Raw genomic sequence first — 21,614 nt, 5'->3', positions numbered from 1 at the left:
CCTCTCAGTCTGCGACATCGCCGGGTACAACGGTGACGGTGGAAAGATCACCAACATTTGGATGCCGAATGTCGTCTCCGAGTACGGGTCGTACACCTCCGACCGGCCCGGCACCTACGACCCGACGTACGGCGACGTCAAGGACCCGACCGACGGCACCCGGTTCAAGCTCACCACCGGCAGCGCGGGACTGGCCATCTGGGCGGGCTTCGACCACGGCACGATCATGGACGCCAGCTTCGCCCGGATGGGCATAATCGACTTCTACCGGCTGCCGAAGAACCAGTGGTACTGGTACCGGGCCAACAAGGCACGGTGGTCCGGCAGCGCCAACCTCGCCGACCCCACACCGGTCGCCCGCGAGCAGTCCACGAGCGGGACCGCGACCCGGATGACCCTGGAGCCCGGACGGTACGCCCAGACCACGATCACCAACGACGGCACCACAGACACCCAACTCGTGGTGACGATGCGCAACGCCTCGGGCGCGTGGGTCAACAACACCCGCGCCGTCACGTTGACCGTCACCAGCGGTCCCGGCATCCTTCCCGGCGGCAAGTCGTACACCTTCAACCCGGGCACCCAAACCTTCGACGGTAAGGCGGCCATCGAATTCCGCTCCTACTACGCCGGCACCACGACCATCACGGCCCGATCCGCCGGGCTGCCCGACGCCACCATCACCATCACCACCACCGACACCGTTGGTGCCGGCGGCGAGACCGAACCCGCCAACTTCGGCGACGCAGCACTGTGGCGCTGAGCTGCTGTCTGTCTGCCCCCCGCACCGAGCGGGGGGGGGGGGGGGGGGCAGACGCCAGCCCTTCTGCCGACGCGATCGACACCTAAATGCGGCGTCACCGGGCCAGCAGCTAGCTAAGAGGCGCGGTCGGTGTGCAGGATGCAGCCGGCCAGGTCACCGCGTCTGGCGGCGGCGTTGTCCAGTGCGGCGACGGAGAGGCGGGACTTCATTCGTGAGTCAATGGAGTAGCCGACGATGCGGTGGGACCAGACGTACTTGATCGCGCAGAGGTAGAGCTTGCCCTCGGCGGTGTGGTGCTCGGTGATGTCGGCCAGCCACAGCCGGTTCGGGCCGTCGGCGGTGAAGTGCCGCTGGACCAGGTCGTCGTGCACGGGTGGGCCTGGCTTGCCGCCCTTACCGCGACGCTTGCGCTTGCCGAAGGCGCTCCACCAGCCGTTGCCGGAGCAGATCCGCCACGCGGTGCGATCGGCCATGGGCTGCCCGGCGTCGCGGGCCTCGTCGACGAGGAACCGGTAGCCGAACTCCGGATCGTCGCGGTGGGCGTCGAAAAACGCGTTGGCCCGGCAAGCCGCCACCTCATCGGCGTTGGTGACGGGGCGGGCCAGCCACCGGTAGTAAGGCTGACGAGCGATCTTAATACCCGGCACGTCACCGCCACGGGGATTCCGTCGGCGGCCAGCTCGCTCACGAGCGGGTAGATCCCTTTCCCGGCAGATGCGCCTGCGACAGGTAGGCAGCGGCCCGGCGCAGGACCTCGTTCTCCTGCTCCAACAACCTGATCCGCTTGCGCGCCTCGCGCAGCTCGGCCGACTCGCTGCCGGCCGTCCCAGGCGCGGCGCCGGCGTCAACGTCGGCCTGGCGCAGCTACTTGAACAAGGTCATCGGGTGCACGCCGAAGTCCTTGGCGATCTGCTCGACCGTCACGCCTGGCTCGCGGTCACGAGCGACCCGCACGACGCCATCGCGGAACTCTCGGGGGTAGGGCTTGGGCACAGCGACATCCTTCCAGCCTGCCCGCGGGGCAAGCCATCTCAGATGTCACCTATCGGTGCAGCAGACCCGTTCAGGTGGCACCCTGCGCGAGGGTGCCGTCGCGGATCAGCGGTTGAAGTAGTGGCCCTCGTCCAGGTCGTCGAGGAGTCCCGCATTCACCGGCTTCCAGCCCAGCAGCTTGCGGGTGACGAGGCTGGAGGCGGCGGTGTCATTGGCGGCGACCGGCCCGAGGAAGCCGAAGTGCCCACCGGCGTCCCCGGCGGGGACGGAGGTGACGGGAACCCCGAGCCGCCGCCCGATGACCTCGGCGATGTCCCGGAAGGGCACACCCTCGTCGCCGACGCCGTGCAGGCGACTTCCGGCCGTCGCCGACTCCACGGCGCGGCGGAACAGGTCCGCCGCGTCGAGGCGGTGCACGGCCGCCCAACGGGTGGCGCCGTCGTCCGCGTACGCGGAGAAGCCCTTGACCCGCGCGATGTCGATCAGCCGGGGGAGGAACCCGTGGGTGTCCCCGACGCCGTGCACGCTGGGGGGCAGCCGGAGCACCGAGGCGCGTACGCCCCGCTCGGCCAGGGCCAGGGTGGCTTTCTCGGCGCGGCCACGGGGAAACGCCGCACCGGCGGCGTCGTCCTCGGTGCTGACCCGGCCGGGAGTGAGCAGGGTGGTGCCGGAGGTGACGACCAGCGGCCGGTCCGAGCCCACGAGCGCGTCCCCCAGTGCTTCGACGGCGCGCAGGTCGGCCGCGATGGCGGCACCGAAGTCGGTGAAGTCGTGGATGAACGCGGTGTGGATGACGCCGTCGGCCGCCGCGGCACCGGCACGCAGGCTCGCCACGTCGTCCAACGAGCCACGGTGCACCCGGGCTCCGGCGGCGGTGAGCGCCGCGGCCGACGCCTCGGATCGCGCCAGCCCCAACACCTGGTGCCCGGTGTCGAGCAGGTCACGAACGACCGCGGTGCCGATGAATCCGGTCGCGCCGGTGACGAAGACAAGCATGGTGCGCCCTTCGGGAAGGAACTCGCCGGCTCGGCGGAATGCCGGGCCGATGCTGCCCAGGATGGATCGGGCCGGCGTCGGGGGTCCAAGGCCTGATTCGTATCCGGCGATACGGATCAGGCATGTCCGCTGTTGAGCGCCGTATCGGGTGGCGGCCGACGACCGTGCGGTGGATACGGTTGAGGCATGTCTGACGGACGGCTCGCCATCGATCTCGACCTGCGGCTGGTCCGCTACTTCACCGTCGTGGCCGAGCAGCGGCACTTCGCCCGCGCCGCCGCCCTGCTGCACATCACCCAGCCGTCCCTGAGCCGCCAGGTCCGCAATCTCGAACACCAGATCGGTGTCCGTCTGCTGGAGCGCACCGCCAAGGGCAGCCACCTCACCGAGGCGGGCGAGGTGTTCCTGCCGGAGGCCCGGGCGCTGTTGCGATCGGCCGCTCAGGCGGCGGCGCGTACCCGGGCCGCCGCGCAACCGCATCGGCTCACCGTCGGCTACACGGCCGACCTGATCGTCACCCCGGCCGTGCGTAGTGTGAGCCACCGGAACCCGGACGCCGACGTGCAGGCGGTCCATCTGCACTGGGGACGGGCCCGGGAGGCGCTCCTGGAGCACCGGGTGGACGCGCTGATCACCCGCCTCCCGCTGGCCACCGACGGCCTGCATGTGACGATCCTCTACGACGAACCGCGGGTCCTGGCCGTGGCCCTGGATCACCGCCTGGCCGGCAAGGAATCCGTCACGCTCGACGACATCGCCGACGAGCCGCTGCCACGGGTGCCCGATGCGGCCTGGAACGCGTACTGGCGGATCGACCCCCGGCCGGACGGACGGCCAGCGCCCGGTGGCCCGCTCGTGGTGGCAGCCGAGGACAAGCTGGAACTCGTCGCCTCCGGTCAGGCGGTGGCTATCGTGCCCGGCGGCCTCCGCGGTCTGCGCCCGGACCTGACCACGGTGGCGCTGGAGGGCGTCGCCCCCGGCCACGTGGTGCTCGCCACCCGATCCGGTGATCGGTCGCGTCTGCTGGACGAGTTCAGCAAGGCGGCCCGACGCCAGCTGACCGGGCCGTGACCTGCTTCGATACGGGAACCGTATGGCCCGTTCCGCATTTGGCATTAGCCGGGGACGGCCCGCGCGCCGCATCGTGAACGGCGAGTTGTCAGGAAGGACAAGCCGGCGCATGGACATCATCGACACACACCTCCATCTCCCCACCCCGTGGCGGGCCTGGACGTACGGGCCCCCATCACTGCTGGACCTGCAGACCGAACTGCTGCTCGGGCAGATTGACGCGGCTGGGGTGGACGCCGCCGTGCTGATCAGCGCTCCGGGCATCGCTCCGGCGGAGTCCTGCGAGGCAGCAGCGGCGGCCCACCCGGACCGACTGGCGGCGGTGCTGACCCTGGACGAGACCGCTCCCGACATCACCGACCAGGTGGCCTGGGCCCGGCACCGGACCGGCGTCGTCGGCCTGCGGATCAGCACCTTGTTCTCGCCGCAGCACGCGGCACGGCTGCGCGACGGCGGCTACGACGATCTGCTGAAGGCGGCAGGGGAGCACGACCTGTCCGTCTGCTACCTCGGCAGCGGCGGCGACAGTCTGGATGATCTCGCCGGGACGGCCCGGGCCCACCCGGCCACGACCCTGATCGTCGATCACCTCGGCCTCAACCAGCCGCCATACCTTCCGGTCACCGACCCGCCGTGGCGCGACCTCGACCGGTTGCTGGCGCTGGCCGGCCTGCCCAACGTGCTGGTCAAGCTGTCCGGCGTGCCGACCCTGTCCGCCGAGCCCTACCCGTATGCGGACGTCTGGCCGTTCCTCGGCCGGGTCCTCGACGCCTTCGGCGTGGACCGCTGCCTGTGGGGCACCGACCAGCACCGGGTGGCCGGGCGGCTGCCGGGGCTCGCCCCCGTCCCCGACCACCCGCGCCAGCACTCGTACGCCGAGGGCCTGCACTTCCTCCGCGACACCACCAGGCTCTCCGCCACTGACAAGGTGGCGCTGCTCGGCGGCACCGCCCGCCGGGTGATGGGATGGCCGGCACCGCGCACCCTGCGCCGGACGACCGCCGCCTCCCGCCGCGCGGATCGAACGGTCGCTAGGCACCCACCTCGACAGCCGAGATCACCAGCGACACCACAGTGGACGACGGCCCACCCATCGCCACCGGGCTACCGGGGGACGAACTGTCCGGGAGGCGTACCACCACGACCAATCGCTTCGACCGCCACCAGGCCGGCGAGATGACCCGGCCAACCGTGTGGCGAGAACCCCGATGACCCGGTTCCGGGCCGCCGCCGGTGGTTCGGCGGCCCACTCCATGGTCACCTACTACGCCTAGCGCGCCACGGTCGGGCTCATCGTCGGCGAGGGATGCGGCCGTGCCTCGTTGATTTGGCAGTTAATGAGGCGGCGAGAGGGCGCCTTGAGGCGTTATGTTCCGCACGAGAATCGAGTCCGACCGGGCGCGATCTTATCGAACAGGAGTACCTTTATGAACGTTAGGGGAAGCTGGCTACGAATCGGGCTCGCGGCAATCCTTGCGGCTCCCTTTTCTACGGTGGGAGCCAATGCCGCTGGCGCTCAGGCTGCGCAAGAGAATTGCACGACTATAACCCATTCTTCCACGGTCGTGCGAGACAATTTCGATGCGATCGAAACCGTGCAGGTCGGATCGGGTGACGGTCTGTTGAATCGCCAGGATCTGTGGGCGGTCGCGAACGACACCGGACGAATTCACTTTCCCAACTATGTCCGAGAAGCGGCGCTCTGCTTTTTGAACGACACTGAGCTGTACAATACGGTCGATACAGCTCAAAACGGCGGCCAGCAGGACGGCCTGATCGGCCGTGGAGACCTAGATGTATTCCTTTGGCTTCGCAATCTTGGTTGCCCTGGCTGCCCATAAGCGCCGAAGCGCCCGAACATGCGTAGGATTGCCGCGCCCGGTGAGCTTCTCGTCCACGGCGGCGTACCGGCTCGCGAGCCCGATCCTCCCCCGCACCTTGCCGGCCTCGCGGACCACGTCGTATCCGGCGATACAGGCGTGACCGGCATCGGGATCGGACAAGGTCGCCAGGATGCGCACCGCGGTGGTCTTCCCCGCACCGTCCGGACCGAGCATGCCGCAGACCGTTCCGCAACCGCTCGAATCAGAACAACAACCGCAGAGAAGGCAGTATGAAGCGCCCGTCGGCACCCCAGCCCGCATCGACGCCTCGTCGTTACGGCGACTCATCACTGATCACTCCTCGGGGCCGATGACCGGCGTCGCGCCGGGGCGGACAGACGGGTCGCGATGAGGGTGGACGCTGGTCGTCGATGTGTCGATGGTTCCCGACCCCGAGCAGGGGGGCCGATGGATCATGGCAACGCGCTGTCGGCCACCCCGCTTTTACCCCCCGAAAACCTACATCGGTGGGTGACAAGCAGTGACAGGAAGCGATCATTGCGTGGGCATGTCTGGGCAGCTCAGTGCCAATTCTCGACAGACGGCGACAGTGTTGGAGTCGCTACTTTCGGTAACCGCGGGTTCGGGGTTCGAGTCCGTGGCCGCACTAGCGAGTGAAGCCATGCTCGTGAGGCCACCTCTTGGGTTGCCCGGGCGGTTAGCCGGAAGGTCGCGGCACCTGTTGTCAGCGCAGCTACGGACGACAGTCGATCATCACATCATCGTCTGCGCAAGGCGATGGTGGGGCCACAGTATCGATCACCCACCGACACGAACCCCACGCTTCGGCCAAGTGTGCCGCGATGGATGGGGGCGCAACGTTCCTTGTGACGGGTGTTCAGCTGATGGGGAGCGGGACGCGGCGGACCTGGCGACGTCCTGTCGGCCCCCCGTTTACCCCTCGAAAACCCCCGCTAGCGGTTGACAATCAGTGACAAGTGGCGATCATTGCCTGCTCATGTCTGCGCAGCTCAACGCCTACTTTTGACAGCCAACGACATGGCCGGGATGGCTACGTTCCGTAACAAGGGGTCGTCGGTTCGAATCCGGCCGTCCCGACAGGCAAAAGCCCTGACCAGCGGGAACGCTGGTCAGGGCTTCGACTTTCTTCTATGGAGATTTGAGCCACCCCCCGAAAACCCCCCGTTCACCGGGGTGGGCGGTCAGGTTCTGTCATCCATGTGCATCGTTGGGTGTTGTCGGTGTGGAACGGCGCTGGCGGTGGGTGCCGAGCCGTTCGAGGATGTCGGAGACGCCCGGGCCTGGACGGGTTCGGCGATGTAGCAGGTGCCGGTGACCTCCTCGCTGGAGTTTCCGAGCTGCGTGGACGCGATGACCAGCACCGAACAGCACTCACCATCGCCCGCCGCTACAGGCGATCTGCTCCCGTCTGTTCGGGGGTGATCGAGACGATCGCACAGCGGAGCCTCCCCTTGCTGACATGCGTCTCGACTTGATCAGCATGAGGTGGTCAGCTCCCGACGGGACCCTCAGCGGCTCGTTCATCGAGACGTTCGGGGATCTGTCGCTGACCGCTCGCGCCGCCCCCGCCAGTCCCGTCGCCGAGCGTGGACTGATGCGGCTGGGGTAGACGAGGTCGACGATCAGCTTGTCGGCCCGGTGATGCCAGCCGGTAGCGCGCGTTGCCACCGACCGGTGGGAGTGCGCTGATGCCGAGGAGTCGGGCGATGGCGTGCACGCAACGCTCGGCTGCGCGGCCGTCGCCGAAGGGAGAGGCCGCTGGGGCGCCTCGCGGTCCGGTCAGGCGTCGGGTGACCGCGTCGATGATCCGGTCGGGGTCGGTACCGACGAGCTCACCGAGACCGTGGTCCAGGATTTCCGGTCGTTCGGTGGTCTCTCGGGTGACCACCACCGGTACGCCGAGGCTGGCGGCTTCCTCCTGCAGCCCTCCGGAGTCGGTGATGACCAGGTCGGCGGCATGCAACAGGCCGATCATTTCCGGGTACGGCATCGGCGGCATCAGGCGGGTATTGCGGACGTGACCGAGTCCGGCTTGAACCTGTGCGGCCAGCTTCGGGTTCGGATGGTTCACCAGGGCGAGGTCTAGGTCGGGGTGGACGGTGGCGACGTGGGCGAGAGCACCGAGAATGTCGGTGATGCCACGGCCCCAGTTCTCCCTGCGGTGCACGGTGGCCACGGCCAGTCGACGTTGCGGGTGCACCCAGGATGGCGCTTGGGCGACGCCGTGACGCAGCAGGGTGTGTAGGGCGTCCACGACGGTGTTGCCGGTGACCACGACCTGGTGTGCGGGAAGTCCCTCGGCGAGCAGGTTGCGACGTGCGGTGGGTGTTGGCGCCAGATGCAGGTCGACGCAGCGCGCCACCATCGCCCGGTTGGCCTCCTCGGGGAATGGGTGGCCGCGGTCGTGGCTGCGTAGTCCGGCCTCCAGGTGCACCACGGGGATCTGGTTCCAGAACGCCACCTGTGCGCCGATCAGGGCGGTGGTGGTGTCGCCGTGCACCAGTACCGCGTCCGGGCGGTGCCGGTGGAGGCTGCGGTCCACGGCGGTGGTCAGCTCGGCGGCGAGTTCGGCGAGGCGGCCGGTTCGCCGCCGAATGGTCAGGGTGTCGTCGGGCTGCAGCCCGAACGATGCCAGGGCCTCGACGACCCGGCCGGGTTGCTGCCCGGTGTCGACGACCCGGGCGGTGACCCGGGGGTCGTGGCAGAGCAGACGGACCACAGGAGCGATCTTGACGCCCTCGGGGCGGGTGCCCACCAGGACCATGATCTCGGGAGCGTCCGCTCTGCCACGACCCATCGGTCAGCTCCGCACGGTGGCTCGGCGACGCCGGTGCAGCATGATGCCGCCACCGGTGCCCGCGGCCACAGCGCCGAGACCCACGGCGATGGGCATACCGGCGAGCGGGATCACCGGGACGGGCGGGGCGATCGCGTTCGGACCGCAGCCCGCCGACCCGATGACGACCGAGGCGAGGGAGCCGCCGAGGGCACTGAGGTTGAGCGCAGTGACGGTCAGCTGTCCGGGAGTGGAGCTGGTCTGGCCGTTGAGGACCAGGCTCAGCACGCCCGGGATGTTCAGCCCGGTGTTGGCTGCCGGGTTGGCCGGCAGGTTGAGCAGGGTGGTGGGGATGCCGAGCGTGGTCGACACGATGCTGGCGTTGACCAGGGTGGCGCTGCCGGTTGCCGACGGGCTGCTCGTTGCCGTGCACTGCGCGTAGATCGCGTCGGCGACCAGGGTGATGGTGGCCAGGCCGTTGGTTCCCAGGGTCAGGGTGACCGCGGCACCGGGTGTGACGGTGCAGGACCCGCCGGACCCGATGGTGATGGTGCCGCCGCTACCGAGCACACCTGCACAGGCGGCCGAGGTGCCGTCGTTGAACGCCCGGACGTACTGGCCCAGCACGCCCGCGGTGATGACCGTCTGGCCGCCCAGCACCGACAGCGGTGGGTTGGTGTTGCCGGAGATCGACTCGGTCGTTCCGTCGTTGGTGGCGGTCGCTGTTCCGGAACTGGCCAGTCCACCGCCGACGAGGCTGATCTGCAGGGCGCTGGCCGTCGCCTGTGAGGTGTCGGCCAGCGCTGGTGACGCCGCCAGGACGACCATCGCCAGGCCGCCGGCCAGCACGGTGGCGGTCCGGGTGAGCCCCGGTCCTAGTTTGCGCATGACACTGCTCGCTCTCTGTTGCTGTTGGTGAGGTGAGGGCTGGTCTTCGGGGTGCTCTGGGTGGGTGGTTGGGTGACGGGCACGCTGGCGCGGATCACCGGTACGCCGGCATGGGTGAGCTGGTGGGGGTGCCGCCGACGCGGGCTGCTGGCTGCTGCGGGGGCCGGTTCGGCTCGGGCAGGTGCGGGCGCTGGGTCGGCTGCCCTGGCGGTCTTGTGCCATTCGGAACGGGCGGTGAGCATCCGGCCGAGCGCGATCCAGACGGCCACCGACTGCAGGTAGCTGTAGACCCAGTGGCCGATGCCGAGGCCGAGGGCGGCTGGAAGTGACAGGTGTGGTTCGCAGCGGTTGCGGTAGACCAGTCCCCAGACGGCGAACGGACCGACGCCGAACAGCGCCACCAGCGGGATCAGGCCCCAGCCGCCCGACGTCCACCAGATGCCGATGCCGCCGTCGGTGCGGCTGATGTACCAGCCGAGCACGCCGACGCAGCAGAGGTAGACGGGGGTGCCGATGAGTTGGCACCAGGGCGCGGCGAGGAAGTGGGTTATTTCCATGATGGCGGGGTTGCCGATCTGCCGGCAGTTCAGCACCGCGTTCAGGTACCGGACACACTGCATGGATCCCTGCGCCCACCGGGTACGTTGCCGGATCAGCGGTCTGACCTTGGTGAGAGCCTCCTGGGTCACCCAGCTCTCGGCGCAGTATTCGGTCGCGCCGCCGTGCAGCAGGATGTGCAGACCGAGTTCGAAGTCTTCGAGCAGCGCGCCGTGCCAGGGTGTGCCGTGCTCGGCACCGAGCGCGTTGAGCAGCGACAGCCTGGTGAACTGTCCGTTGCCGCCCATGGCGACGCTGCGGGTGTGCCGACGCAGCGACTGCATCGCGGCGATCGGCGCTCGGAACTCCATGTCCTGTAGCCGTACGAGGAGGCGACCCCACCGGTTGAGTCCGGGCGTCGGTCGACTGCACTGGACCATCCGGACCTCGATCTGGATGGCGGCGACGGCGGGTGAGCCGAAGTAGCGGGGGCCGGCCAGGGCGGAGCGGCAGCGCGGGTCGAGCTGGCTGTCGGCGTCGAGGACTCCGACGATTGTCCGCTCGGCGTCGGCGTCGGTGTCGGCGGACAGGTGGTCCTGGATGGCCCGCCACGCGGCGTTGAGGGCTGCGCCTTTGCCCTCTACGGCGTCGGGACGCCGTCGGGTGACCACGCGGACCCTGGGGTCAGCGACGAAGGTGGCGAGTACTGCGGCGGTGCCGTCGTCGGAGTCGTCATCGACGCACCAGATGGTGACATCGGGCATGTCGTGCAGGAGCCGCCGCAGGGTCGCGGCGATGACGGTGGCCTCGTTACGGCAGGGCACGATGACGTGCCAGGAGAATCGGCTGTGATCACCACCGGCAGCCCTTCCTGCGCGCAGGTGCAGCACGAGGATGCTCAGGACGTAGGCGCAGAAGTAGACGCACAGCAGGAACGCGATGGTGTTCAGGATCGCCAGCGACGGGATTTCAGTGGGCATCGCGTTGCCTTCCTGGTCTGCGGCTGCGGCCGACGAAGAGCAGGAAGATGATCGCCACCGCGATCAGCCCGAGGGTGCTGATGGCGGAACCGATCAGCACGTGGCTGCGTTGGTAGCCCACCTCGAAGCCCCACATCTGCATGGCTGCGACGACGGCGGCGAGTCGGAGTTGGTTGACGGTGACCAGCATTGCCACCGCCAGCGCGACGGTGATCGCGGCTCGGGACAGGGTGAGCCGCCGGAAGCCGACGAGCAGGCTCGCCAGGACGAAGGGCGGGATGAGCAGCATCGACACCGAGCAGCCGGTGGAGACCAGGAACCCGACCCATTGCTTGTCGAGCGGGAAGGTCACGGCCGCGCCGACCGAGGTGGTGTCGGCCAGGCCGACGGCTGAGACGAGGTGCGCGTTGAGCCATGCCTCGACCACGGCCACGTCGTGCCAGCTGCGGAACAGGATGGCACCGAGGGCGGCTCCGCAGACCGCTCCGAGCAGTGCCTGCGTCCATCCCAGCAGGGTGCGGCGGGTCATCGAGCCCGACCGGCGTTAGCGGCCAACCACAGCGACGCGCCGAGGACCACCAGGCCGATTCCGACCAGGATCCAGGAGTGGAGCGCCGCACCTGTCGTGGCGAGACCACCGCCGACGGAAGGCCCCTTCGTCGGAACCCCGTACATGTCACAACCTCCTGGCACTAAAACACCCTCCACTTGACGGAAGAAACATACATTCCTAAATCGGTCAAATAGGAACTTTCGGGAATGTGAAACGGGATCGGCAGAGCTGACCTGACAGGCTCGACCGTCGGGTCGAGCCACCGTGCCCGACAGGCTGCCCGCGATCGACGTAGGACCGACGTCGCGCAGGGGTCAGCGGAGGCTCGATCGTTCGATGAAACGCTCACGGAGCGCGCGGATCTGGAGCGCGACAGCCCTGGCTGATCTCTCGTCGCATGCTGACGCAACGCCTCGCGTTGCCGCTGGCACGCGGGCGGGATGGTCGAATCTCATGGAGACAGGCAGGCCGGCGGAGAGCCAGACCATCCGACTGGCGGGTGGGCGCGTCGCCGTCCGGACCAGGGTTCGGCGTCATCACGCGCAGCGACTCGCGCCGTGAAGGCGGGCGGCCCTCCTGCCCACTCGCAGCCCTGACTCAGGCATTCTCCCGAAGCATCGGCTGGCTGACTGCGGGTGCTTGTATATTCCGGATGACGTGATGTCGGTTTGCCGAGACAGGAGGCAGCGACTACACCTGGCCGAGGCAACGGCGTCCGGGGTGCGGACTGATCCAACGGCTGGGTCCGCGCAGAGCCGGATCCCTCGCGAGTTCCTGCGAAGCGAACCCGCCGGCGTCCGTGTCCAATCAGAGTCCTGCGCCGACGGGCTGCTCGGTAGTCGGCCAGTATGGGCGCTGCTGCCCGGCACGACGTCGACGGATCTCGCGCACGGTGAGCTGGACCCCGTCGGTGAGCCCGATGGTGGGCCGCCACCCGAGGCACTGCAACGCCTTACCGCTGTTCAGCGCCATCCGTGGCAGGTCGCTGCCGTCGAATTGCGGCTCGTAGCGGGGCGGCGTGCTCGATCCAACCGTGGCCGCGACCGTTTGATACAGGTCGTTGACGCTGGTCTGCCGGCCGGTGCCGATGTTGACCAGTCCGGCACCCGGGTGATGGCAGGCACGGACGATGGCGTCGACCACGTCGCTGACGTGCACGAAGTCGCGGGTCTGCCGGCCGTCGCCATAGATCGTGGGCTGCTCGCCGTCGAGCAGGGTTTCGGCCAGCGCCGACACCACCCCGGGGGTGCGGTCGGCGCGATCCGGGCCGTAGACGTTACTCAGCGCGAGGGCGGTGAATGCGAGACCATGCTCCCGGCGGTACCAGTAGAGGTAACAGACCCCCACTGCCTTACTGATCCCATAGGGGCCGGTGGCGGCCAGTGGATGGTCTTCGCGTACCGGTAGGGCCTCGGCGGGCACCGGACCGTAGATCGCGCTCGAGGTGGCGTAGACGAAGAGCCGCACCCCGCTGCGGGCACAGGCATCCAGGACGTTCATCGTGCCGAAGATGTTCACGTCGGCATCGAAGAGCGGCATCTCCTGGGCGGCGGGCGCGCTGCTCTGTCCCGCGAGGTGCACCACCACTTCGGGCTTCCACTCGTGGATGATGTCCACCGCTTCGGCGGTCCGAACGTCGCCGTCGAGGACATCGGACTCCTGGAGTCCCCCGTATGCCGCGTCGGCGAGATTCTCCATGCTTCCGGTGGAGAAGTCGTCGACCACCCGTACGTCGCTCCCCATCAGCATCAGCCGGGCGACGACGCCGCCGCCGATGAAACCGGCCCCGCCGGTGACCACCACCCGGCTCGGCGCGGAGCTACCGGGCTGAGACGGCTGCTCCAGCGACTCTGAATCCATCCTGAGACTCCTTGACAGTGATGGGCCAGTGTCACCACCGTGGCCCTTGCCGCCTGATTGGACCATGGTATGCGCCATTATGTCCGATAAAACCATCAAGTACCTTGATGCGGTTTTATGAGCGAGCCTTGTATTGGAGCGTCTCCAATAATTTTCGCCGCATCTAGTGCCTTTCGTGCCTGTTTAGCGTTGTTCGGCTGAAGGAGCAGGAGGGGTGGAACATGGAGCAGTCGACGACGAGCGCGCCCACCGAAGGGCCGCTCCCCGTGCCCGCGCGCCGGCACGGGGCTGGCTCGCTGCTCAGCGGTACCCGCGCCAGATCCCCGAAGCCGCGCCCGTGCCGAACCATGATCATGGTCCTCGAAGCCGACGACACCAAGCCGCTGGTGGGCCGCCTCGACGACGAGTTCGACGTTGTCGTGCGCGTGCCCGTACCCGGGCGGCCTGACGACCTGGTCGCCGCCATCGGGCGGATTCGCCCCCAGATGCTCCTGCTCAAGCATCCGCTGGAGAACCGCGACGTGCCGACGGTGACGCTGTGCCGTCAACTCGGTGTGGAGATCCTGGTGTTGGCCCGCCCCTGCTACGGCCTGCTGCAACCATCCGGCCTGCGCCGCTTCGGCGGGATGGACTGGATCCGGTTGCGACCCGGGCCACACCGACACACCCGGGTGGATCTGCGGCGTTGCCTCAACCTCGGAATCCTCGCCCTCGTGTCCATCCTGATACTGCCGGTCATGCTCGGCATCTGCCTCGTCGTGGCAGACACCGGACCGGTCCTCGCCCGCCCCGGCGGCGAGCGGGTCACCCGACTCGGCCGTTACCTGCGCCGCTGGCGCCTCGACGAGCTGCCGCAACTGTGGAACGTGCTGCGTGGCGACATGAGCCTGGTCGGCCCGTGCCCGGAACGCCCGGAGCTCATCGCCGGGTTCCTCCGGATGCCCCACTACGACCTACGCCACCTCATCCGGCCGGGCCTGACCGGCATCGCGCAACTCACCGACGGCTACGCGGCCACGGTCGAGGACAAGCTCCGCTGTGACCTGCTCTACCTCAACTGCCGGTCGTTGCGGATGGACCTGAGCCTGCTGGCGTTGACCCTTGTGGAGTTGCTGCGGGGATTTCCCCGTGGCTGAACCGACCGGGCGCGCGGGCACCCGACTGACCCGCAACACCCTGACCATGCTGGCGGCGCGCGTCGTGGTGGCGTCGACCGGGGTGGTGACCCTGCCGATCGTCTACGAGCGTCTCGGTGCCGTCGAGTTCGGTGTGTGGGTGCTGCTGTCCGGTCTACTGGCCATGGCCGCAGTACTCGACCTCGGGCTAGGGTCGACACTGGTCCGCGAGGTCGCCGGAGCAGGTCCGGAGCGCGACCCGGTCAGTGTGCGCCGGCTGCTCGGGCTGGGCCTGGCCTGGGGCGTCGCGCTCGGTCTACTGCTCCTGGCCGTCCTGACCAGCGGCTGGCCATGGATCAGCCACCTGCTGCGCCTGGGCGAGCTCAGCCGCGACGCCTGGCACGCCGCCCTGTGGCTGCTGGTCGGGGTAGTCGCCGGCGGCGTCGAGACGCCCTGGCGGGCAATCCTCGAAGGCGTCCAGCGCTACGGCGTCCTCGCAGCCGTCACCAGCATCACCGCGGTTCTCGGCGCGGCCCTGACCGTCGTGACGCTCCGCCTCGGCGGCGGCCTCGCCGCCCTCGCCGCCTGTACCGCCGGAACCGGGATACTGCGCACCGCGATGCTCGCCGTCGCCGCCGAGCGCGGACACCGGCACCTCGCTCCCCGCATCGGCCGCCTGACCAACCAGGACCTGCGTCGGGTCACCGGGTACGGCCTGCGGGTACAGCTCACCAGCGCCACCGGCGCGGTCAACGTCGAGCTCGACAAGCTGATCCTCGGCGCGGCCTTCGGTCCGGCCGTCGCCGGCTCGGCCGACCTCGGGGTACGGCTGCTCAATCTACTGCGGCTACCCCCGACGTTCGCACTGCAGGTGCTCTTCCCCGAGGCCGTCCGGCGTACGGCCATCGGCGGTCGGGACTGGCTGGACCGCTTCTACCTCACCACCCTGCGCTACCTCGCCGTGCTACTCGCCCCCGCCGCGGCTGCGCTGGTCGTCGGTGCCGAGCCGCTGGTGCGGCTCTGGCTCGGCCACCCGGTCGACTGGGCTGCGGCAACCATCGCCATCCTCGCCCCCGCCTACGCACTGAACCTGGTCGCCGGTGCGGCCACGGTCACCGCCCGGGTGCAGGGCCGACCGGGGCTGGAGACCCGCTACGTCCTGCTCTCGGTGGCGATCAACCTGGCGCTGACCGTTCCCCTGCTCGTGCTGGTCGGGCCGCTCGGGGTTCCCCTGGCCACCTCGCTCGGCGTGGTGCTCGCCACCGGCTACTTCCTGGCCCACTTTCACCGGGCGACCGGCCGTCCCATCGGCGTGCTGCTGCGTATCCTGTGGCCGCCCGCCGCCGCAGCCACCCTCGCCGCCCTGGTCACCGCCGCGTCCACCGAACTGCTGCCCGACGGGCCCGGGCGCCTGGGTGCCGCCGCCGCCGGATCCGTCCGCGCCGCACTGGTGTTCACCCTCACCGCCGCCCTGCTCCTGCTCTGCGGCTACCTACGCGCCGACGAACGCAGCCGACTACGCGCCCTGGCCACGAAAACCCGCCGGGTGGCGGTGTCGAGCGTCGCAGGGGGCGACCGATGAGCATCGACGTCTCCGTCGGCACCTGCCTGACCTGCGCCGCCGACCAGCCCCACCTGCCCTATCTCGACGGCCGGCTGCGCCGGTGCACGGGCTGCGGGCTCGGCTGGACCGTGCCCGAGCCGGGGCAGACCCCGGTTCGCTACGACCTGGACTACTTCACCGGTGGCGGTTACGAGGACTACTTCCTGACTGGCCCCCGCCGGTTCGAGGCGGGTCGCCGGTTGCGGTGGTTGTCCTCCCTGGTGAAGCCGTCGGTGCTGGTCGAGGCCGGGTGCGCGGGAGGCTACTTCCTGGAGGCCGCGAGGCGGGCGGGCTTCACGGTGACCGGCGTGGAGGTGTCGGAGGCGGCGGCGGGATTCGCGGCGGCCCGCTGGGCAGTACCGGTCCGGCAGGGCAGCTTCGAGCAGGTCGCGCCGTCGTTACGGGCGGACGTGGTGTGCGCGTTCCACGTGTTGGAGCATGTGGCGGATCCGCGAGCGTTCCTGCGGGCGGCCCGGGCGACGCTGACGCCGGGCGGATGGTTGGCGTTGGAGGTGCCGAACATCGCGTCGGCGGCAGCCCACCGCCTCGGACACGACTGGCCCGGCCTGCAGCCCCGCTACCATCACTGGCACTTCAGCCCGCTATCGCTGGCCCGGCTGCTCGCCGCGACCGGCTTCGATGTGGTACGGCAGGACACCGCCGTGTTCCGCTACTACATGCCGCTGGGCTACCGGGTGCGGCACGCCCGTCGTCTCCTCCCCCGAGACTGGCTGGACCTGCGTTCTCCCCGCCTCACCCACCCGCGGCGGGGAGACCTGCTGCGGGTCGTCGCGCGCAGGGCCGACAGGGGGACCGCCCGATGAGCGTCGCCACCCGACCCGCGCTGTCCATCCTGCTGACAAGCTGGAACACCCGGGAGCAGACCCGGCTCTGCCTGCAGTCGCTGGCCGACACGGCCGACGCCGACCTCGACTACGAGGTGATCGCCGTCGACAACGCCTCCCGTGACGGATCCGCCGAGCTACTCGCGGGCTGGCCCGGCGTCGACCTCATCCGCAACGAGCGCAACCTGGGCTTCGCCGCCGCTGTCAACCAGGCCTACCGCCGTTCCCGGGGAGAGGTGATCCTGGTGCTCAACAGCGACGTTCGCTTTCATCCCGGGGCCCTAGCTCGGATGCTCGCCTTCCTGCGTGAGCACCCGCAGGCGGCCGGGGTGAGCCCGCTCTACCTCAATCTGGACGGCACCTTCCAGCAGCACTACATCCAGTTGCCCAGCTTCCCCGCGGCCCTGGCGCTGGTCACCGTGTTGCGACGGGTACCCGGCTTTCGCCGGGCCCTGCACACCTTCCAGATGCGAGGACAGGATTTCAGCCGCCCCCGACGACTCGCCTCGGGCAGCTGTCTGATGGTTCGCCGGCACATCCTGGAACCCGACGGCATCTTCGACGAACGCTTTCCGATCTACTGGAACGACGCTCTGCTCGTACGCCGACTCGACGAGGCCGGACACCAGGTCTGGATGATCCCCGACGCGGTGGTCGACCACGTTCGGGGTGCCTCCTGCCGGCTACTGGGCCCCGCGATCCGCTACCGGCACCTGCTCGGCGGTCTCGTGGCCTACCTGCGGCTGACCCAGCCGCGCCACCGGGTCGCCCTGTTCCGACTCGTCGTCCTCGCCGACCACCTGGTGAAACTGCTGTGCGGGCGGCCGGTGCAGCTCACCCTGCCCGACCTGCGCGCCGCCCTGCGCGCAGACGTCGGACCGCTTCCCGACGGCGACACCCGCGACTGGTTGATCGTCTTCACCCGATCCGCGTGGCCGGCACCGCAGGCCCGGGCCGCAGCCGACAGACGAACGCCGCAGGGCGACCGCCTGCTACTTGTCGACCCACCCGCCGCACGGATCAACCGGCGTAGCCGGGTCACCCCTCTCACCGACGCACGCTGGCAGTTCACCCCACCGACCCTGCTGCCCTTCGGTGACCGGATGCCCTTCGTGGACCGGATCAACCGGCGGGTCGCCGCCGGCACCGTCCGACGGTGGCTGGACCGGCAGTCCGGCGTCCGCATGCTGCGCCTCGACGACCACCGGGCCGGCTGCGTCCGGGGTCGGCTCGGTGAGGACGAGGTACTCACCGACTCTGCCCCGGTACCGGTCGAGCAGCGGGAGCCCGTGTGAGCGAGCTGACCGCGCGGCGACAGCCGACCCTGAACCGGGACGCCGTGCGTACGGCCATGCCGTGGGCCGTGCTGTTCAGCGGCACCCCCTGGGCGGGCGGCGCACACCGCCAACATGCGCTGGCCCGGGAACTCACCACCGACCACCAGGTGATGTTCGTCGATCCACCCGGACAGCGGCCCCGCTGGCAGGCGACGGTGACCCAGGTCGACCGGGCGCTCTGGCATGCCGTGCCGCCCACCGCCGTGCCGTTGGGTCGGCATCTGCCGCCGGGCAATGAGATCAACCGGTGGGTCGCTGCGGGCGCCCTCCGCCGCTGGTTGCACCACCACGGAGGCCGGATACGCCTGCTCTGGGTGGACGAGGACCTGGCTGCGCCCTGCGCCGACCGGTTGCCCGCCGCCGCCGTGGTCTACGACGCCACCGACCTGGACTGGACCTTCACCCGCTGGTGGAACCGCCGACACCTGCGCCGTAGCCTGGCCAGGGCCCTGACCGCCGCCGACCTGGTGCTCGCCTCGTCGTCGGCGCTGCCCGAGCGGATGCCGCCGCTGGGTCCCGTCCCGGTGGTCCTGCCCAACGGGTGCGATCCGACGCACTTCGCGGTCGATGGTCCTGTCGCACCTCTGGTGGCGTGCCTACGCGGTCCGATCGTCGGCTACTGCGGGGCGGTGGACACCCGGGCCTTCGACGCCGATCTGGTCGCCGCCGTCGCGCGCGCCCGTCCGCACTGGACGTTCCTGCTGATCGGCCCGAGCACCCGAGCCGGACGGGCACCACTGCGCGGACTGGACAACGTGATGTTGACCGGCCCGGTCGGCTACACCGACATTCCGGCTCTGCTGCGGGGCTGCGACGTCACGGTCATTCCGTACCGGGTCGGCGGACTCATCGACTACGTGCACCCGAAAAAGTGCTACGAGTACCTCGCCTTGGGCAAGCCGGTGGTCGCCACTCCCCTGCCCGCGCTGCGGAAGCTGGACGGTCTGGTCCGGATCGCCGCCGGCCCGGCGGCCTTCACCGAGGCGATCGCGACGGAACTCGACACTGCCGCCGTACCGGAGCAGATCGCCCGTCGTCGGGCGGTGGCGGCAGCCAACAGTTGGGCGCACCGCGGCCAACGCCTGCGCCACCTACTCGAAGGGCTGCCACGGTGAGGCGGGCCGTCGGACCAGCTACCGTCGCGATGGCCGCCGCCGCGCTCGCCAGCATGGCGTTGGTGCTGCTGATGCTGCCGGGGAAACTCGCGCTGGCCGGCACCGGTGCACTGGTGGCGCTGCTCGTGTTCCTGCTCTGGCCGTGGCTGGTCCTGCCGGTCGGCATTCTCGGCGGCGCCGTGATCGGTGGTGCCACCAGCGGCGGTGACGTCCGGACGTACATCGGCGCGCACCTGCTGCTCCTGGCGACCGGGGTGGTCGCCCTGCTCGTCCGGTACTGGCTGCGGATGGACCCGGAGCCCCGGCACACCGTGGCCGATCTCGGGATGATGGCCGTGGTCGTCCTGACCGGCATCGCCGCCGGGTACGGGTTGGCGATCGGGAACCTGCCCGCGGAGATAGTCGTCGCCGGATACCAGATCACCGTCCTGCCGTTGTATTTCTTCCTCGCCACCCATTCGCTGACCACGCCCCGGCGGCTGGCTGCGGCGGGGTTGGCGTACGTGGTTGTCGCAGCAGGGCTGACGGCTGCGTCGATGACGATGCCGGGGCGGCACGGCGGCCTGCTCACCCTGTTGGCGATCCCCACGTTGGTCTGGCTCGCCGGGAGGGCTCGGGGCTTGCATCGGGTCCTCGCGGTGGCGGTCGCCGGGGTCTTCGCCGCTGACGTCCTGCTCGCCTCCTACCGGGGGATCTGGCTCGCGGCTCTGGTGACGATCGCGGTGCTGCTGCTGCGCGGCGGACGGAGCATCCGCACCGGGCTGACCGCCACCGCGGCGGCCGGCCTGGCATTGGGTGTCGTGCTGGTCTTCACGCCCGGTGTGCAGCAGCGGGCCCAGGGGATCGCCACCGGACTGGAGCAGTCCGCCGGGTATCGGGGCCCGGAGTCGGCCGTCGGGTTGGAGGTCTTCGCGCACCGTCCGGTGCTCGGTGCCGGTCTCGGGCAGTCCACAGCCGACGTCTACCTCGCCGACTTCGCATCCACCAGTGTCGGGCCGGTCTACCACGCGTACTACGTCACGCTTCTGGCGAACGTGGGTCTGGTCGGTCTCGCCCTGGTGCTCTGGCCGATCGTGCGCAGCATCCGGATCGGTCTCGCCGTCCGGGATGCGCCGTCTGTGCCGTTCGCCGCGCTGTGCTGTGGGTTCCTTGCTGCGGCGTTGTTCGCCGCCCCGACCGACGGGCACTGGGAACTCGGTCTGCTGCCCGCCCTGACCCTGCTCACGCTGCCCACGGCACGGCCGTCGCCGGCCCGGTCGACGATGCCGGCGACGGCGTCGCTCCCCACGGCTTGGCGGCGCTTGGAGGTTGTCCGATGACGTCCCGCTCCGACGCCACCGCGATCGTGGTGACACACAACTCGGCCCGCCAGATCACCGCCACGTTGGCTGCGCTGCACCAGGCCGGCCTACCGGTACGCCTGGTCGACAACGCCTCGACCGACGAGACGGTGGAGCTGGTCCGCGCGCTCTTCCCCACCGTGACGGTGCTGGCGAACACGGCGAACATCGGCTTCGCCGCAGCCGTCAACCGGGCCGCCCTGGGCGTCGACAGCGCGGTGCTGCTGCTGGTCAATCCGGACTGCGTCGTGCCACCGGCGACCGCCTACGAGCTCGTTCGCGTCGCGGCCGAACGGTACGGGGTGGCCGGACCGAGGCTGGTCGACCCCGCCGGTCGGGTGGCGGTGAGCGCCCACCCTTTCGAGACGTTGACGACGGTGGTGGCGAGCCGGTTCGGAGGTCCACTGGTACCGGTGCCGCTGCGCCGGTGGTTGTCCGGGCGACGGCACCGGCTCACGTACGACACCTGCCTGCGCGGTGACCGGCCCGCCCCGGTGGACTGGCTCTCCGGCGCCTGCCTGGCGGTGCCCACCAGGCTCTTCCTCGCCGTCGGGGGACTCGACGAGGCGTACTTCATGTACTACGAGGACGAGGAGTTCTGTCTACAGGTCCGGTACAGGGGTGCTGAGGTGTGGTACGTGCCGGGCGTGAGCGCCTGCCACATCGGCGGGGCGAGCAGCAGCGATCCGGTTTGGATCTGGCCGCACCTGTATCGCAGCATGCTGCTGTTCTTCACCCGACACCGGTCACGCAGCCGGCATCTGGTTCGGGTGGTGGTCCTGCTGCGAGCACTGCTCGGTATCGGCCTGGCCGGCGTTCGGCTGGCCTTGCAACCACGAGTCGGCCTGGCCCGACTGCGGGCTTGGACCCGGGTCGGCCGGCTCGCGATATCTCGTCTACCAAGTTGAAGGAAAATTTCGATGCACGTTCTGACATTTGTCGTGGGATCGCGGACCGAGCACTGGAGCGATCTCTTC

General features: G+C 69.6%; 19 protein-coding genes. 10 read left to right on the top strand and 9 right to left on the bottom strand.

Annotated elements, in window-relative coordinates:
* The first annotated feature begins 61 nt into the window (after window positions 1-61).
* On the top strand, window positions 62-763 hold the full coding sequence (locus ACWCHM_RS16105; RefSeq protein WP_454218920.1) for a hypothetical protein: 702 nt from the start codon (window positions 62-64) through the stop codon (window positions 761-763).
* A gap of 113 nt (window positions 764-876) precedes the next feature.
* Here the strand turns inward: ACWCHM_RS16105 and ACWCHM_RS16100 are convergent, their stop codons facing one another.
* The 3 genes from ACWCHM_RS16100 to ACWCHM_RS16090 all read right to left on the bottom strand — a co-directional run bounded on the left by ACWCHM_RS16100 (window position 877) and on the right by ACWCHM_RS16090 (window position 2,752).
* On the bottom strand, window positions 877-1,410 hold the full coding sequence (locus ACWCHM_RS16100) for a transposase (protein ID WP_454218919.1): 534 nt from the start codon (window positions 1,408-1,410) through the stop codon (window positions 877-879).
* 217 nt (window positions 1,411-1,627) lie between these two features.
* Window positions 1,628-1,756 (bottom strand): transposase, encoded by a 129-nt coding sequence (locus ACWCHM_RS16095; protein WP_454218918.1) that lies wholly within the window; start codon window positions 1,754-1,756, stop codon window positions 1,628-1,630.
* 105 nt (window positions 1,757-1,861) lie between these two features.
* Window positions 1,862-2,752, bottom strand: a complete 891-nt coding sequence (locus ACWCHM_RS16090; protein WP_454218917.1) for an SDR family oxidoreductase — start codon at window positions 2,750-2,752, stop codon at window positions 1,862-1,864.
* 186 nt (window positions 2,753-2,938) lie between these two features.
* On the opposite strand from ACWCHM_RS16090, the gene ACWCHM_RS16085 reads away from it, so the two are divergent.
* Window positions 2,939-3,823, top strand: a complete 885-nt coding sequence (locus tag ACWCHM_RS16085; RefSeq protein ID WP_454218916.1) for a LysR substrate-binding domain-containing protein — start codon at window positions 2,939-2,941, stop codon at window positions 3,821-3,823.
* Window positions 3,824-3,932: 109 nt separating this feature from the next.
* Entirely contained in the window at window positions 3,933-5,003 is a 1,071-nt protein-coding gene (locus ACWCHM_RS16080) for an amidohydrolase family protein (RefSeq protein ID WP_454218915.1), read from the top strand.
* A 610-nt stretch (window positions 5,004-5,613) separates the two neighbouring features.
* Here the strand turns inward: ACWCHM_RS16080 and ACWCHM_RS16075 are convergent.
* The 6 genes from ACWCHM_RS16075 to ACWCHM_RS16050 all read right to left on the bottom strand — a co-directional run bounded on the left by ACWCHM_RS16075 (window position 5,614) and on the right by ACWCHM_RS16050 (window position 13,282).
* Window positions 5,614-5,880 carry an ATP-binding cassette domain-containing protein gene (locus ACWCHM_RS16075; RefSeq protein WP_454218914.1) on the bottom strand — a complete coding sequence of 89 codons (267 nt, stop codon included), beginning with the start codon at window positions 5,878-5,880 and terminating at the stop codon, window positions 5,614-5,616.
* Between the two features lie 1,297 nt (window positions 5,881-7,177).
* Window positions 7,178-8,452 (bottom strand): non-hydrolyzing UDP-N-acetylglucosamine 2-epimerase, encoded by a 1,275-nt coding sequence (gene wecB / locus ACWCHM_RS16070; RefSeq protein ID WP_454223089.1) that lies wholly within the window; start codon window positions 8,450-8,452, stop codon window positions 7,178-7,180.
* A 36-nt stretch (window positions 8,453-8,488) separates the two neighbouring features.
* Entirely contained in the window at window positions 8,489-9,352 is an 864-nt protein-coding gene (locus tag ACWCHM_RS16065) for a choice-of-anchor P family protein (protein WP_454218912.1), read from the bottom strand.
* Window positions 9,340-10,869, bottom strand: a complete 1,530-nt coding sequence (locus ACWCHM_RS16060) for a glycosyltransferase (protein WP_454218911.1) — start codon at window positions 10,867-10,869, stop codon at window positions 9,340-9,342. Before ACWCHM_RS16060 ends, ACWCHM_RS16065 begins: the two co-directional genes overlap by 13 nt.
* Window positions 10,859-11,398, bottom strand: coding sequence for a hypothetical protein (locus ACWCHM_RS16055; protein ID WP_454218910.1), 540 nt, complete (start codon window positions 11,396-11,398; stop codon window positions 10,859-10,861). The genes ACWCHM_RS16060 and ACWCHM_RS16055 overlap by 11 nt, the downstream gene beginning before the upstream one ends.
* An 831-nt stretch (window positions 11,399-12,229) precedes the next feature.
* The gene (locus ACWCHM_RS16050; RefSeq protein ID WP_454218909.1) at window positions 12,230-13,282 is read right to left on the bottom strand and encodes an NAD-dependent epimerase/dehydratase family protein; all 1,053 of its coding nucleotides are present in this window, start codon (window positions 13,280-13,282) and stop codon (window positions 12,230-12,232) included.
* 353 nt (window positions 13,283-13,635) lie between these two features.
* Here ACWCHM_RS16050 and ACWCHM_RS16045 point away from each other — a divergent pair, with 353 nt between their 5' ends.
* The 7 genes from ACWCHM_RS16045 to ACWCHM_RS16015 are packed head-to-tail and all read left to right on the top strand — an operon-like array spanning window position 13,636 to window position 21,545.
* Window positions 13,636-14,418 carry a sugar transferase gene (locus ACWCHM_RS16045; protein WP_454218908.1) on the top strand — a complete coding sequence of 261 codons (783 nt, stop codon included), beginning with the start codon at window positions 13,636-13,638 and terminating at the stop codon, window positions 14,416-14,418.
* Entirely contained in the window at window positions 14,411-15,979 is a 1,569-nt protein-coding gene (locus ACWCHM_RS16040) for a lipopolysaccharide biosynthesis protein (protein WP_454218906.1), read from the top strand. The genes ACWCHM_RS16045 and ACWCHM_RS16040 overlap by 8 nt, the downstream gene beginning before the upstream one ends.
* Window positions 15,976-16,824, top strand: a complete 849-nt coding sequence (locus tag ACWCHM_RS16035; protein WP_454218905.1) for a class I SAM-dependent methyltransferase — start codon at window positions 15,976-15,978, stop codon at window positions 16,822-16,824. The genes ACWCHM_RS16040 and ACWCHM_RS16035 overlap by 4 nt, the downstream gene beginning before the upstream one ends.
* The gene (locus ACWCHM_RS16030) at window positions 16,821-18,140 is read left to right on the top strand and encodes a glycosyltransferase family 2 protein (RefSeq protein ID WP_454218903.1); all 1,320 of its coding nucleotides are present in this window, start codon (window positions 16,821-16,823) and stop codon (window positions 18,138-18,140) included. The genes ACWCHM_RS16035 and ACWCHM_RS16030 overlap by 4 nt, the downstream gene beginning before the upstream one ends.
* Window positions 18,137-19,297, top strand: a complete 1,161-nt coding sequence (locus tag ACWCHM_RS16025; RefSeq protein ID WP_454218902.1) for a glycosyltransferase — start codon at window positions 18,137-18,139, stop codon at window positions 19,295-19,297. Before ACWCHM_RS16030 ends, ACWCHM_RS16025 begins: the two co-directional genes overlap by 4 nt.
* A 29-nt stretch (window positions 19,298-19,326) precedes the next feature.
* On the top strand, window positions 19,327-20,616 hold the full coding sequence (locus tag ACWCHM_RS16020; protein ID WP_454218901.1) for an O-antigen ligase family protein: 1,290 nt from the start codon (window positions 19,327-19,329) through the stop codon (window positions 20,614-20,616).
* Entirely contained in the window at window positions 20,613-21,545 is a 933-nt protein-coding gene (locus ACWCHM_RS16015) for a glycosyltransferase family 2 protein (protein WP_454218900.1), read from the top strand. The genes ACWCHM_RS16020 and ACWCHM_RS16015 overlap by 4 nt, the downstream gene beginning before the upstream one ends.
* Window positions 21,546-21,614 lie beyond the last annotated feature (69 nt).

Source organism: Micromonospora sp. SCSIO 07396, assembly GCF_053667945.1.
Note: the sequence above shows the minus strand (reverse complement) of the source record. Positions and strands in the feature narration are given on the sequence as shown.

Excerpts from the sequence above, each read along its gene's own strand:
- ACWCHM_RS16105 (WP_454218920.1), top strand. The coding sequence starts at position 62 with ATGCCGAATGTCGTCTCCGAGTACGGGTCGTACACCTCCGACCGGCCC.
- ACWCHM_RS16090 (WP_454218917.1), bottom strand. The coding sequence starts at position 2,752 with ATGCTTGTCTTCGTCACCGGCGCGACCGGATTCATCGGCACCGCGGTC.
- ACWCHM_RS16085 (WP_454218916.1), top strand. The coding sequence starts at position 2,939 with ATGTCTGACGGACGGCTCGCCATCGATCTCGACCTGCGGCTGGTCCGC.
- ACWCHM_RS16080 (WP_454218915.1), top strand. The coding sequence starts at position 3,933 with ATGGACATCATCGACACACACCTCCATCTCCCCACCCCGTGGCGGGCC.
- ACWCHM_RS16075 (WP_454218914.1), bottom strand. The coding sequence starts at position 5,880 with ATGCTCGGTCCGGACGGTGCGGGGAAGACCACCGCGGTGCGCATCCTG.
- wecB (WP_454223089.1), bottom strand. The coding sequence starts at position 8,452 with ATGGTCCTGGTGGGCACCCGCCCCGAGGGCGTCAAGATCGCTCCTGTG.
- ACWCHM_RS16065 (WP_454218912.1), bottom strand. The coding sequence starts at position 9,352 with ATGCGCAAACTAGGACCGGGGCTCACCCGGACCGCCACCGTGCTGGCC.
- ACWCHM_RS16060 (WP_454218911.1), bottom strand. The coding sequence starts at position 10,869 with ATGCCCACTGAAATCCCGTCGCTGGCGATCCTGAACACCATCGCGTTC.
- ACWCHM_RS16055 (WP_454218910.1), bottom strand. The coding sequence starts at position 11,398 with ATGACCCGCCGCACCCTGCTGGGATGGACGCAGGCACTGCTCGGAGCG.
- ACWCHM_RS16050 (WP_454218909.1), bottom strand. The coding sequence starts at position 13,282 with ATGGATTCAGAGTCGCTGGAGCAGCCGTCTCAGCCCGGTAGCTCCGCG.
- ACWCHM_RS16045 (WP_454218908.1), top strand. The coding sequence starts at position 13,636 with ATGGTCCTCGAAGCCGACGACACCAAGCCGCTGGTGGGCCGCCTCGAC.
- ACWCHM_RS16035 (WP_454218905.1), top strand. The coding sequence starts at position 15,976 with ATGAGCATCGACGTCTCCGTCGGCACCTGCCTGACCTGCGCCGCCGAC.
- ACWCHM_RS16030 (WP_454218903.1), top strand. The coding sequence starts at position 16,821 with ATGAGCGTCGCCACCCGACCCGCGCTGTCCATCCTGCTGACAAGCTGG.
- ACWCHM_RS16020 (WP_454218901.1), top strand. The coding sequence starts at position 19,327 with ATGGCCGCCGCCGCGCTCGCCAGCATGGCGTTGGTGCTGCTGATGCTG.
- ACWCHM_RS16015 (WP_454218900.1), top strand. The coding sequence starts at position 20,613 with ATGACGTCCCGCTCCGACGCCACCGCGATCGTGGTGACACACAACTCG.